Origin of the sequence: Furfurilactobacillus milii, assembly GCF_009864005.1 — a bacterium.
GTDB classification, from domain to species: Bacteria; Bacillota; Bacilli; order Lactobacillales; family Lactobacillaceae; genus Furfurilactobacillus; species Furfurilactobacillus rossiae_B.
Genome location: NZ_WEZQ01000006.1, coordinates 1 through 12,776, shown reverse-complemented (window position 1 = coordinate 12,776; position 12,776 = coordinate 1). Strand labels below are relative to the sequence as shown.

The window sequence follows — 12,776 nt, the reverse complement described above, 5'->3', positions numbered from 1 at the left end:
TCTGTTTCACAAGTTTTCGCGCGGGTATAATTCAATGGGGCACAAAAAGATTAACAATAATGATACAGGTTTACAAAGACAAGGAGAAAGCATGTTAACGCTATTTTTGTTACTGATGCAGCGGGTTGGGCTGATCATTATCCTCGCCTTTCTTTTGGTAAATGTCAGTTATTTCAGACAATTAGTCAAAGCTGATGATGCATGGACAGCGAAGGGAATGTTGATTCTCATTTTCGCTGTTTTTGCGATTATTTCGAACTTAACGGGGGTTGAAATTACTTCCCACAACACGTTGGTATCAACAACATGGCTAACAGGTCTACCAGCTACTGATTCAATCGCCAACACGAGAACTTTAGCGATTACGGTGTCCGGCTTAGTTGGCGGGCCACTGGTCGGCACGGTGGTTGGGTTAATTGCCGGTGTCCATCGTGTAATTCAAGGAAATGGCTCCGATCTATTCTATATTTTCAGTTCAATTATCGTTGGTTTTCTTTCTGGGATGATTGGCAAACGTTATCTCAACGAGAGCCGATATCCAAGCATGACGACGTCAGCACTGATTGGGTTGATGATGGAATCAGTCCAGATGTTGTTTATCTTCATTTTCAGCGCCTCTGGCTTCAGTTTGGTAAAACTCATCTTTTTCCCCATGATGATTTTAAATAGTGCTGGCACGGCCATCTTTATGTCAGTCATTTCAGCTTACATTAGGCAGGAAGAACAGTTGCGGGCTGTGCAAACGCACGATGTGTTGGAACTGGCGGACCGGACATTACCATTCTTTAGTTCCGGTTTAACCGAAAACAACGCTCAACAGGTCGCGACCATCATTCGTAATTATACAAACTTTGACGCAATCGGCATTACGGATACGACGGACGTTTTGGCTCATGTGGGGCCAGGAAGCGACCACCATATTCCAGAAAAAGAAATCAAGACAGATTTATCCAAACGGGTCATTGCGACCGGTCAGATGCGAATTGCTCATTCTAAGGCTGAAATTGGTTGTCCGCATCCGGGCTGTCCGTTGGCCGCCGCAGTGGTGATTCCCCTGGTCGTTCAAAATCACGTTGTGGGTACGCTGAAGATGTACTTTACCAATCCGAAAGATTTAACGCCGGTTGAGGAACAGTTGGCAACGGGTCTCGCCTCAATTTTTTCGAGTCAATTAGCATTAGGGGCTGCTGAGGAACAATCAAAGCTCGTCAAGGATGCTGAAATTAAGTCCTTACAAGCTCAAGTAAATCCCCACTTCTTCTTTAATGCGATCAATACGATATCTGCGTTGATGCGAACGGACGCTGACAAGGCGCGCACTCTGTTGCTACAATTATCCACGTACTTCCGAACAAATCTGCAAGGTGTCCGGCAAACGGAAATTCCGTTGCGTCAAGAACGCGAACATGTTGATGCATACCTATCGCTGGAGCAAACGCGATTCCCAGATAAATACGACATTACGTTTGATACGCCATCGGATGATGAAGTATTGATTCCACCGTTTACCATTCAGGTGTTGGTTGAAAACGCGATTCGTCATGCGTTTGATGACCGACGATATGGTAATCGGGTGTGGGTAAAAGTTGAAGCCCAGCGCTATGCGACTGAGATTAGTGTCAGCGATAATGGTTTCGGGATTGACCAAGATGTTTTACCGCAACTTGGTCATCAAGTGGTAACTTCTACGAATGGTAGTGGTACAGCGTTGGAAAACTTGAATGCGCGGCTGGTGGGCCTTTATGGTCCAAACAGTCAGCTACATTTTAAAACATCTTCAACTGGTACGACGGTAAGTTTAACAATTCCAAATAAGCAGGAGGCAATTCATGAAAGTCTTAATCGTTGATGATGAACCGCTCGCACGTAACGAGCTGGAATACTTGCTTAAACAGAATTCACTTGTTGATCAGGTGTCTCAAGCAGAATCGATAAGTCAGGCGTTGGCACAATTATTAACTACTCCCAGTGACCTCGTTTTTCTCGACATTTCTCTGAATAACGAAAACGGTTTTGATTTGGCAAACAAACTTGATCAGTTGGCGAATCCACCGTTAGTGGTCGTAGCAACGGCCTATGATGATTATGCAGTTCGCGCATTTAACATCAATGCGGTTGATTATGTGCTTAAACCATTTGAGCAACAACGAATCAATCAGGCGTTATCAAGAGTTGACGAGGTGCTTCAACTTCGGGAAGAGGCCAATCCAGTTGCCAAAACCAAACCACGTAAACAACTGGGGATGATTTCAATAACCGAAAACGAGAAGACACGTGTTCTTAAGCAGGGTGACATTCTCGCTGGTTTCGTTGAAAATGGTGAGTTAATATTGACGACCAAGGACGGTCGCTTCCACACTCATCAGACGTTAAGCTGGTTGATGACGCGATTGTCAGAGGATCAGTTTATGCAGGTACATCGCAGTATCGTCGTGAATATCACCGCTATTTCCGAGGTCGAACCGTGGTTTAACCATACCTATCAAATTAAGCTGACCAATGGCGACAAGGTGCCGGTCAGCCGTTCCTTCGTTAAGTCGATGAAAGATCGATTGAACATGTAAGTATATCCGCCACGAATATTGGTGTAGATGTCGCTTGCGGTTGTCAACATTGATACGCTCGCCGTGGGACCGGTTCAAGCCTCCCAAGTTCGGAGTCTTTCACCTCGCCGCACAGCCTCGTGAAGTTAGCTAACAAATGTGTCGCAGTAAATCACTTCCCGAGCAGGGTATTTCAGCTGGTAAAATGTGCGTTTGACAAGTGAATCACGTTTTTTTGTGAATTGGCGACTACACTTTAAGTGTTAAAAAGAGTGCTGGTACGGCAAGTTTTGTCGCTACTAGTGACACTATTCACAATAATGGAAAGGACGTTTGTCATGGCAGAAAATAATAAATCTAAGACGGCGACATCAACTAAAAAAGATGCGCCCATTCTGGTTCAAATCGGTATTTATGCCACGGTACTATTTATTTCCTGGCTCATTTCTGAGTTTGTTGCAAAGACTTTTCCAAAGTTCCCACTACCAACGCCTGTTATTGGGCTGGTACTACTCTACTTAGCATTGACGTTCAAAATTATTAAAGTGGAGTGGGTTGATTCCTTCGGTAGCTTTATGATCAGTCTCATTGGTTTTCTTTTTGTTCCTTCTGGTATCCAATTGGCAGGCACGCTTGGCATCCTTCAAAACGAAGGCTGGAAGTTAGTTATTGTTATTATTCTATCCACTATCGTATTGCTGGTTGTTGTGGCTTACACCGCGCGGCTCTTTATCTGGATCCGGGTTCACTGGTTCCACGGCGATGCAACTGTTAATCAGGATGATCAAAAGTAAAAGGAGGATTGCTTTATGTCTGTTTCAATTTTAGCGGCTGCTGCGGCACCGGTCATTAAAGGACCACTGGCTTACTTTGCGACACCATTCTTCGGAATCTTCTTGTCCATCGCTGTTTATTTATTGGGCCAATGGTTATTCAAGAAATTTAACGGGTTCTTCTTATTTCAGCCATTATTTGTTGGGATGGTCCTGGGGATCATTGTGTTGGTTATCATGGCCAAAATGTTGGGCATGGATACGGCCAAGTTCTACACCACGGCTTACAAGCCCGGCGGTGACATTATCTTTTGGTTCTTGAACCCAGCAACGATTGCGTTTGCCGTTCCATTGTACAAACGTAATGATATTGTCAAAAAGTTCTGGTTGGAAATTCTATTATCATTGATCGTGGGGGCGTTCGTCTCACTGTTCGTCATCTTCGGTATTTCCAAACTGTTTGGCCTCAGCAATGTCGGTATTGCATCCATGTTGCCACAAGCTGCAACGACTGCGATTGCATTGCCAATTTCAACAGCTGTCGGTGGTAACGCTGCTGTAACGGCGATGGCATGTATCCTGAATGCGGTTATCATTTACGCATTGGGTGGCTGGCTTGTTAAAGTCTTCCGTTTGAACTCAGATCCAATTGGGACTGGGCTTGGCTTAGGAACTTCTGGTCACACAGTTGGTTCAGCATTTGCTTTACAGTTAGGATCCGCTCAAGGTTCTATGGCTGCCATTGCGGTGGTTATCATCAGTATCGTTATCGATATCGTTGTGCCAATCTTTGCTGCCTTAGTTGGTCTCGGTTAATTTAAAATGGTTTTATGAACGTCGCCAAACAAATAAGTTGGTGACGTTTTTTTGTGCGCCAAAATGGTAATAATGCTATTGAAAAGACTTACTTTGTGAACAAACTTAACGATTGTGTCGTCCTCTAAGAAAACGGTTACAAAACCTATGGTATTAGTATTCATAGCATAAAAAATCCGTTATAATTCTGTTCAAGAAGAGTTTTGTTCACAAGCATAGACAGACCTTTTTGGAGGCGAATAGAGATGACAGCACAAGGCAGTAAACATCCACAAAAAACGTCGCATCGCGCACCAATTCTGATTCAAATCGGAATTTACGCAACTATTCTTTTTATCTCATGGCTCATTTCTGAGTGGGGTAACAAGACATTTCCTAAATTCCCGTTACCGACACCGGTTGTGGGATTAGTTCTCATGTATCTAGCGTTAACGCTGCATATTATTAAGGTAGAGTGGGTTGAGGATTTAGGTGCTTTTTTGATTAGTATTATTGGATTTCTGTTTGTCCCGTCTGGTATCCAACTGGCAGGAACGCTCAGTATTTTAGAAAATGAAGGTTGGAAGTTAATTGTCGTTATCATTATCTCAACTGTGATTTTATTAGTTTCCGTGGCTTATTGTACCCGCTTCTTTATTTGGCTCCGCGTGCACGTTTTGCATAAGGATGCGCAGGTCGATGCGGATACCAAGGACGAAGGGTAGGTGGCAAACATGACAAGCACATTTATTTTAGCAGCCGCTGCACCAGTCATTAAGGGACCACTCGCTTATTTTGTAACGCCGTTCTTTGGTATCGTATTATCAATTGCCGTTTATTTATTGGGTCAGTGGTTATTTAAAATTTCAAAAGGTTTCTTTTTATTTCAACCATTATTTGTTGGTATGGTAATGGGTATCTTAGCGTTAGCAATTCTTGCAAAGTGGCTAGGGATGGACACCGCTGCTTTTTATACGCAGGCTTACAAACCCGGTGGTGATATCATTTTCTGGTTCTTGAATCCAGCTACTATTGCCTTTGCGATCCCTCTATATAAACGTAACGACATCGTGAAAAAGTTCTGGCTCGAAATTTTATTGTCATTGATTGTTGGTGTCTTCATTGCACTATCGCTGATTTTCTTAGTTGCTAAAGGATTTGGCCTCAGCAAAGTGGGGCTGGCATCCATGTTGCCACAAGCCGCGACAACCGCCATTGCGTTGCCGATTTCAACGGCCATTGGCGGCAATGCGGCAGTTACAGCGATGGCATGTATCTTAAATGCTGTGATTATTTACGCACTGGGCAACTGGCTCGTTAAAATTTTCCGTTTGAAGTCTGATCCAATCGGTACCGGTTTAGGGTTAGGAACTTCTGGACACACCATCGGCTCGGCGTTTGCTTTGGAGTTAGGCACGATCGAAGGCTCAATGGGGGCCATTGCGGTGGTTATTATTGGCATCGTAGTTGATCTGGTAGTACCAATTTTTGCAACATTGGTTGGGCTACGATAAAAGTTTCCTATTTTTAATGGTTTTCAATTGACGGTTTTACACATTGCGTTCGATACTTAAGGTGTAAGTAATCCTTGAGGGGGGCGACGCAACGTGGAAATTCGGTTAGCACGGGCTAGTGATGTTCCAGTAATTGCCAGAATTCACGTTGACAGTTGGCAACAAACATACTCAGGTTTGTTGCCACGCAAGGTGATCGATCAGCATTCATATCCGGACCGTTTGGCTCTGTGGGAAAAAATCTATCAGTCAGACCGCACGTTAGTTGCCATTGATGAGCACAGTGGGCGTTTGTTAGGCTTTATTACCGGTGGACCGCAACGTTCGCATCCAGAGATGACGGATTATCCAGGCGAAATTTACGGCTTATATGTCGATCCTAAATTAGAGCATCAGGGTATCGGGACGCGGTTGTTTTATAGCAAACGGGCGGAACTGCTAAATGAACGTTTGCTACCGTTTACCATTGATTGCCTCAGCAGCAACGTGCCAGCGCTCGGATTTTACCAGTCGCATGGTGGCGAGTTGTTGAAGTCTGGGACGTACGTAGCTAACGGTTGCGATTTTGAAACACAAGTCCTGACATTTAACATGCGGGTGTTGGGCTTGGACTGATTGACTGCTATTTCGAAAAAGGAAAGAACCAAAGCAATGTGGTTTTTCACTGCCTTGGTTCTTTCCTTTTATTTTTGGCTTAAAACTGTGACGTCTTTGTCGTTTCAAGTTCATCTTTGTAGCAAGAATGGCGCTTACGGTTGTCAATATTGACACACTCGCCGTGGGACCGGTTCAAGCCTCCTGAAACCAGAGTCTTTCACCTCGCCACACAGCCTCGTGAAGTTCCGAGTCTCTGCGGCCGTTCGTGATGCAAATTCGAATGATTCTCTCGAATTAACATCACTTTCACAGCTCTGTATCAACATTGATGACCTACAGCTAACATTGTTCGCAAAAATTACCTAATTGTTAAAAAGATGGCCATACAACAGAAGAACTAACATTGCTGGAATAATCACTATTTTAATATTCGTTCTTTCAATGGCTGGTCTCGTTAATAGTTATTTCTCGGCATACTTTTCTTTGAATGCATGACTGTATGCATCAACGCCCCGCATTGCTTGTACGATGTCGTCAGCGGTTACTGTGAATGGCATTCGGTTCATAGTATCGGCTGGTGACGTTGCCCGTTCACCGACTTTTAACAATTCTTCGTCGGTCACGTTAGGAATTTTTAAATCTTCAAACGTAGTTGGCAGTCCTAGAGACAGATCAAATGATAGATAGCGGTTGAATTTCTCTTCACTACATCCTTCTAGGAAGAGCTGCGTTAATGTACCAAAAGCCACTTTTTCACCGTGCGTCAAATCATGGATGGGACCGTCAAGAACAGTTAAGCCATCATGAATCGCATGTGCTGCAGCTAATCCGCCACTTTCAAAACCAACACCGCTCATTAAGGTATTAGCCTCGATAATTTTGTTTAGTGCGGATGTGACCGTGTGTTTCTTTACAGACTCAATGGCGAGGTGACCATACTTGAAAAGTGTTTCTTCACATTTTTGAGCAATGGCGTTACCAACTAGAGTCTGTTTGGCGCCTAACATGGTTTCGCTGTCACCTTTTGCGACAGCTTGAGACTCAACATTTGTAGCAAGTGCGTCAGCAATTCCTGATGCTAATAAACGGACTGGAGCTCCGGCGACTAAGCGCGTGTCGACAAGTACAAGGTTAGGGTTCATATCATAGAAGCGATATTCCTTAAAGGAGCCGTCTTCATTATAAATAACTGACAGCCGCGAACATGGGGCATCGGTGGACGCTAAGGACGGTAAGATTGCGACAGCAACGCCAAGATTGTCCGCAACGGCTTTCGCAGAATCCAAAGTTTTACCGCCACCTAGGCCAATAATGAAATTAACAGCAGCTTTTTTACCTATGTTTGTAATTCGATCGATTTCTTCCGGAGAAGCTTCACCTTGAAATTTGGCTCTGGTTATTGTGAAGCCGTTTTTACCTAGATAGGATTCAAATCGTTGACCAACAATATCGTAGACCATGTTGTCAGAAATTAAGACGGCACGGCTACCGAACTTTTCCAAGTATTTAACACTATCAAACAGCACATCCTTACCCTGAACGTAGGATGATGGACTACCAAACATTTGCGTCATAATAATTCTCCTATTCATTAAAAGAGCTGTAATAGATAATTGGAAGCGCTTTCCAAATATACGATAAAATATTCACAAAATGCTCAAGCACTCTGTGTCAACTCGACTTCTAGAAGGTTTCGTAAACTCATAGTAATGTATGAAACGCGTTTCATGACAAGCTTTTTTATGACTTTTGTAAAATACTTGATGATTTTGAACGTAAAAAGACCGTCCATCTCATGAATGCCAAGATAGGACGGTGTCGACTAAATATCTAAATTAAATTAAGTAAATCATGTGGTTTATCTAGCACTTCTTCACTGTCGCGAATGAGTTTTTGATCCTTGGGGCCGCCCCAAGTAGCTAAAGCAAATGCTAGCCCAGCGGCGTGGGCTGCCTGTAGATCGTAAATGGTGTCGCCGACATAGATAGTTTGTGTCGGGTCAAGTTTCATTTTGTGAATGATGGCAAACAGGGAGTCTGGCGCAGGTTTGCCGCGTTCCACTTCGTCAGCAGTAACGTGATCATCCATGTATTGATCGAGCGGAAAGTTTTCGACAAGATCGCGTTGGTACTCTGATGCGGCCTTAGATGTCACGATAGCGGTCTTTAGACGCGGATTTTCATGTAACTGTGCAAGTGCGGAGGTGATTCCTGGGTAGACACGCATGGTGTCATATGTATCCTTTGTGTACGTTTGCCACGTATCGAGTAACCCATCGATTTCGCTGTCAGGAATGCCAATTTCTTGTAAGGCGATTTTGCCAGTCGTACCAAATGTCGGTGACAGCTGATCATAGTCGAATTGGCGACCGCTGGCGGCTAGTGCACGCTGCATAGACAACATGTACATTTTTTCGGAATCAATCAGTGTACCATCCACATCAAACACAAAGTTTTGCATAAATAATCCTCCATACCAGAATATAAACGGAATTTACCATCATTATAGCAGACTGCTGTTTTTGACAGAATTTTCTAGTCCCGTCCGCTGTTGTGAAAACCTGACTGGGTGCGTTAAAATGGCAGTTAAGTAATTAAAAATGTACTGGAAGGATTGAGTAAATACATGAAATGGGATAAAGCTTGTACGACCGTTTTAGTTGGGAAAAAGGCGTCCGTTGATGGCTCCGTAATGGTAGCACGTAACGACGACACATTCTTGCCAATCACACCACAAAAGTTTGAAATGAAACCAGCTGCTAATGGTCGCCATGAGGAATTAGCATCTACTCAGAATGGTTTTAAGGCACCACTACCAGAAAGTGGTTATCGTTATCAAGCGACGCCAAACGTGGACGTTCAAAGCGAAGGTATCTATGACGAAAGTGGCTTCAATGAGAAGAATGTTGCCATGTCCGCTACTGAAAGTGTTTACGCCAACGAAAAAGTTTTAGCTTATGACCCATTGTTGCCTGATGGTATGGCTGAAGACACCATGCAAACGATGGTTCTGCCATTCATCAACTCCGCTAAAGAAGGGGTTGAGTATTTAGGTAAGTTGGTTGCCAAGTATGGCTCACCAGAAGGTAACGGGGTTATCTTCGCTGATAAGAACGATATTTGGTACATGGAAATCGTTACTGGTCATCACTGGGTTGCTTCCCGAATTCCCGATGATGCCTACGTCGTTGCTGCTAACCAGGTTGGTCAGGAACAAATTGATTTCGATGACCCAGACAACTTTATGTGGTCTGACGGTATTCGCGAGTTTGTCGATGAACATCATTTGAACCCCGATAAGACTGGTTGGAACTTCCGGCACATTTTTGGAACGGATACCGAAAAGGACCGTTACTACAACACACCACGGGTTTGGTTTGCGCAACGCTACCTGAATCCAGAAATCGAACAAGATCCAGAATCCAGTGATTTGCCATTCATCAACCACGCCAATCGGTTGATCAGTGTTGAAGATGTTGAGTATATTGAAGGCTCACACTATAACGAAACGAAGTATGATCCACTCGGTCATGGTTCCGATGAAGACAAATTGCGTTACCGGGCAATTTCATTAAACCGGACACAGCAAAGTCACGTTTTGCAAATCCGTAACGATGTACCAGAAGCGTTGTCTGCCGTTATGTGGATTTGTATTGGTATTCCTGCCTTTACGCCATATCTGCCATTCTATGCCAACGCAACGGATACGGACCCTAGTTACAGCAACACATCCATGACGTACAACGTCAAGGATGCTTACTGGATGTACCGGACAGTTTCAATGCTGACAGAAAGCCACTACAGTCACTTTGTCCAAGACGATGTTGACTATCTTAAAGACTGCCGTGAAGAATTACGTCGCTTGATGGACGGAATTGATAAAGAGGCACAGGCTAAGGGCTTGACTGGCAACGCTTTGACAGCCTATCTGACAGAGCAAAACCACCACATCGTTGATGTCATGCGCGATAAGACGATGGCCATCATCGGTCACTTTGTCACTGAAGGACTCAACCGCTCCAAACTGACATTTGATTTTGACATTAACTTGTAGAATTGTGAATTGATTTAAAATGACCCACATACTGGCCTTTGCCGGCATGTGGGTCATTTTGTTTGAACCAGTGACCACGTAAAACAATTATTGTTTATAGGCGACAAAAATTGGCGAATATCGATTAAAAAGTAGTCAGTATTACAAAATTTGTGTATAAAGCGTTTATTATTAGTCGAAAATATCCATTTTTCATTTCTAGGCGTCCCTAATTTACTTCCGGATTTCAGTTTGCTATGTTAGTCGCATAGAGGACGTGGAACTGTTCGAACTCTGGTTGATGTTGAAATGTTGGTTGCTGTGTGATGAAGGTTGCAGGAGGATGCGGAACGATGGCAGGGGAGAAGGATATTCGTTTTATGAGCGAGGACGAACTAAAACAACATTGGCGGGAATATGCGAGTGCGCACGAGGATGAGTTCCTAAATCCGATATTTTCAGATGTTAGAAAGAAGAAAAACAAGTGGGCAATACTGACCGCCGGTGCGCCAGGATCTGGAAAGTCAGAAGTAATTGATAGTATTTATGGTCCAGTAATGCAGGATTTTGTGCACATAGATGCCGACGATTTTAGAAAACTTTTTCCGAAATATAATGGTGCTAATGCGGCTGACTATCAGAAAGGTGCGACGAAGTTAGTTGACAGGGCGTTTAGAAGGGCCTTAAATGAAAATCAGTCGTTTATTCTTGAAGGTACATTCAACTCCCAAAGCTCAGCTAGTAATATTAAGCGTGCGTTGAATCATGATTATTCTGTTAGGATAGTCTATACTTACCTTGACCCTGAAATTGATTGGCGGTTTGTTGTTCAACGAGCTATAAAAACTGGTCGCCAAGTTCCCCAAGCGGCATTTATTAATGGTTTCCTCAATATTCCGCAAAATATCGCTCAGATTTTAGATAAATATGGAGATCGAATAGAAATAGAGATGTACGCAGGTTTGGGGCATCAACAACATATTTATCGTGGCGTGGAAGCTGTGATAGAACACTTGCCAAATGACATTTCGAGAGACAGGCTGGAGGCAATAGTCAATGGAAAATAAAGATCAGAAGTTTATGCGTGAACTAGTTGAAAAGTATCATAACAATTCAGATGAATTTGAAGATAATGCTACTGATGAAGAGAAAGAGGCCTACATTCAGGCCGGTGCAAGAGAGCGTAGCAGAAAAATTTTAGACGTTCTTTATCCAAACAAAAATGAAAAAGAAGCCTAGTTGTTATTAATTAATGTGGCTCTAAAAAAAGAAGGAAACAAGCTGATGATCGCACAAGGCCTGTCTCCTTCTTTTTACTAATGAATGTTATTTATGCTACAGCTTCTTTTTTCAGAATCCGAATCATGTTGCAAACAAAACCGAATTCATTGTCGTACCAAGTATGTGTCTTAACGACTTGGAAATCACCATTTTGAGTCACTTCTGTTTGTGTTGGGTCAAAGACAGCACCGTGGGTGTCACCGATGATATCACTAGATACAATTTCATCTTCGTTCCAACCAAACGCAGGGTTGTTCTCCGTGTAAGGTTTGATGGCTGCATTGACTTCATCGGCAGTCACCTTTTTATCCAAAACGGAGACCAGTTCACAGATGGAACCGTCAATAACAGCAACCCGTTGTGCGTGACCATTTAGACGGCCTTCAAGTTCGGGAATCACCAAGCCGATTGCACTCGCTGCACCTGTTGAATGAGGAATAGTGTTAGACGATGCGGTCCGGTTTGGCCGGAAGTTTTTACCCTTAGGACCATCGAGTAGATTCTGTGAGCTAGTGAAAGCGTGAATCGCGGTGATCGTCCCAACTTCGACACCGAATTCCTTGTTCAGGAAGTAAGCCATTGGTGCCAAGGCATTGGTGGTACAAGAACCGACAGACACGATTTGATCATCATGAGCAACCAAGTCATCATTAACCCCTTCGACAAGAGTCTTGATTGGGCCGGCTGGAGCGGAAATGACTACTTTCTTAGCACCGGCGTCTAAATGTGCTTGGGACTTGTCCTTCGATGTATAGAAGCCTGTACATTCAAGGACGATATCGACACCATCGTTTGCGACCCACGGAATTTGTGCGGCATTACGTTCAGCGTAAACCCGAATCTTTTTGCCGTTAACAACTAATGAATCATCGGTGGAGCTAACGTCGGCATCAAAAATACCAAAGGTTGAATCGTATTTAAGTAGGTAAGCCAGCATTGCTGGACTCGTCAAATCATTAATGGCGACCACATTTAAATCAGGATCGTTAAGCGCCAACATCCGCCGGAAGGAGTCCCGACCAATGCGTCCAAAACCGTTAATACCAATATTTGCCATAAGTGTAACCTCCTAAGCTAAGCACATGTTAGTAAATCTTTTTCACTACGACGCAAGGGTACCAAATTTTTGATAATTAAGCTGTTTTGGTAGATTGTAAAATTAATCCGAACGCTGTTCGGACAAAAAAGATCAGCTTCCTTTAAAATGGTGTTTACCACAAACCCATTTTTTAGGAGCTGAT

At 43.5% G+C, this 12,776-nt stretch carries 13 protein-coding genes; 10 read left to right on the top strand and 3 right to left on the bottom strand.

Annotation, left to right across the window (positions count from 1 at the left end; translation table 11 throughout):
* Positions 1 to 91: 91 nt before the first annotated feature.
* The 7 genes from GB993_RS05560 (at position 92) to GB993_RS05530 (ending at position 6,240) form a co-directional block, all read left to right on the top strand.
* Complete coding sequence (locus GB993_RS05560; RefSeq protein ID WP_161003409.1) at positions 92 to 1,849, top strand: sensor histidine kinase; 1,758 nt, start codon at positions 92 to 94, stop codon at positions 1,847 to 1,849.
* Positions 1,830 to 2,564 (top strand): LytTR family transcriptional regulator DNA-binding domain-containing protein, encoded by a 735-nt coding sequence (locus tag GB993_RS05555; RefSeq protein ID WP_161003408.1) that lies wholly within the window; start codon positions 1,830 to 1,832, stop codon positions 2,562 to 2,564. Before GB993_RS05560 ends, GB993_RS05555 begins: the two co-directional genes overlap by 20 nt.
* Before the next feature lie 317 nt (positions 2,565 to 2,881).
* The gene (locus tag GB993_RS05550; protein WP_017260747.1) at positions 2,882 to 3,337 is read left to right on the top strand and encodes a CidA/LrgA family protein; all 456 of its coding nucleotides are present in this window, start codon (positions 2,882 to 2,884) and stop codon (positions 3,335 to 3,337) included.
* Positions 3,338 to 3,352: 15 nt separating this feature from the next.
* A complete protein-coding gene (gene lrgB, locus GB993_RS05545; RefSeq protein ID WP_017260748.1) occupies positions 3,353 to 4,132 on the top strand; it encodes an antiholin-like protein LrgB in 780 nt (259 codons plus the stop codon).
* Between the two features lie 245 nt (positions 4,133 to 4,377).
* A complete protein-coding gene (locus GB993_RS05540) occupies positions 4,378 to 4,836 on the top strand; it encodes a CidA/LrgA family protein (RefSeq protein WP_161003407.1) in 459 nt (152 codons plus the stop codon).
* Between the two features lie 9 nt (positions 4,837 to 4,845).
* A complete protein-coding gene (gene lrgB / locus GB993_RS05535) occupies positions 4,846 to 5,625 on the top strand; it encodes an antiholin-like protein LrgB (protein WP_161003406.1) in 780 nt (259 codons plus the stop codon).
* A gap of 93 nt (positions 5,626 to 5,718) precedes the next feature.
* Positions 5,719 to 6,240 carry a GNAT family N-acetyltransferase gene (locus tag GB993_RS05530; RefSeq protein ID WP_161003405.1) on the top strand — a complete coding sequence of 174 codons (522 nt, stop codon included), beginning with the start codon at positions 5,719 to 5,721 and terminating at the stop codon, positions 6,238 to 6,240.
* 443 nt (positions 6,241 to 6,683) lie between these two features.
* Here GB993_RS05530 and GB993_RS05525 read toward each other — a convergent pair whose 3' ends face one another.
* Positions 6,684 to 7,796 carry a glycerol dehydrogenase gene (locus GB993_RS05525; RefSeq protein ID WP_161003404.1) on the bottom strand — a complete coding sequence of 371 codons (1,113 nt, stop codon included), beginning with the start codon at positions 7,794 to 7,796 and terminating at the stop codon, positions 6,684 to 6,686.
* Between the two features lie 256 nt (positions 7,797 to 8,052).
* Positions 8,053 to 8,682 carry an HAD family hydrolase gene (locus GB993_RS05520; protein WP_161003403.1) on the bottom strand — a complete coding sequence of 210 codons (630 nt, stop codon included), beginning with the start codon at positions 8,680 to 8,682 and terminating at the stop codon, positions 8,053 to 8,055.
* A 165-nt stretch (positions 8,683 to 8,847) separates the two neighbouring features.
* Here GB993_RS05520 and GB993_RS05515 point away from each other — a divergent pair, with 165 nt between their 5' ends.
* The 3 genes from GB993_RS05515 to GB993_RS05505 all read left to right on the top strand — a co-directional run bounded on the left by GB993_RS05515 (position 8,848) and on the right by GB993_RS05505 (position 11,493).
* Positions 8,848 to 10,275 (top strand): C69 family dipeptidase, encoded by a 1,428-nt coding sequence (locus GB993_RS05515; RefSeq protein ID WP_161003402.1) that lies wholly within the window; start codon positions 8,848 to 8,850, stop codon positions 10,273 to 10,275.
* A 332-nt stretch (positions 10,276 to 10,607) separates the two neighbouring features.
* Positions 10,608 to 11,321, top strand: a complete 714-nt coding sequence (locus tag GB993_RS05510) for a zeta toxin family protein (RefSeq protein ID WP_161003401.1) — start codon at positions 10,608 to 10,610, stop codon at positions 11,319 to 11,321.
* Positions 11,311 to 11,493, top strand: a complete 183-nt coding sequence (locus GB993_RS05505; RefSeq protein WP_161003400.1) for a hypothetical protein — start codon at positions 11,311 to 11,313, stop codon at positions 11,491 to 11,493. Before GB993_RS05510 ends, GB993_RS05505 begins: the two co-directional genes overlap by 11 nt.
* A gap of 91 nt (positions 11,494 to 11,584) precedes the next feature.
* Here GB993_RS05505 and gap read toward each other — a convergent pair whose 3' ends face one another.
* Entirely contained in the window at positions 11,585 to 12,592 is a 1,008-nt protein-coding gene (gene gap, locus GB993_RS05500) for a type I glyceraldehyde-3-phosphate dehydrogenase (protein WP_161003399.1), read from the bottom strand.
* Between the last annotated feature and the right edge of the window lie 184 nt (positions 12,593 to 12,776).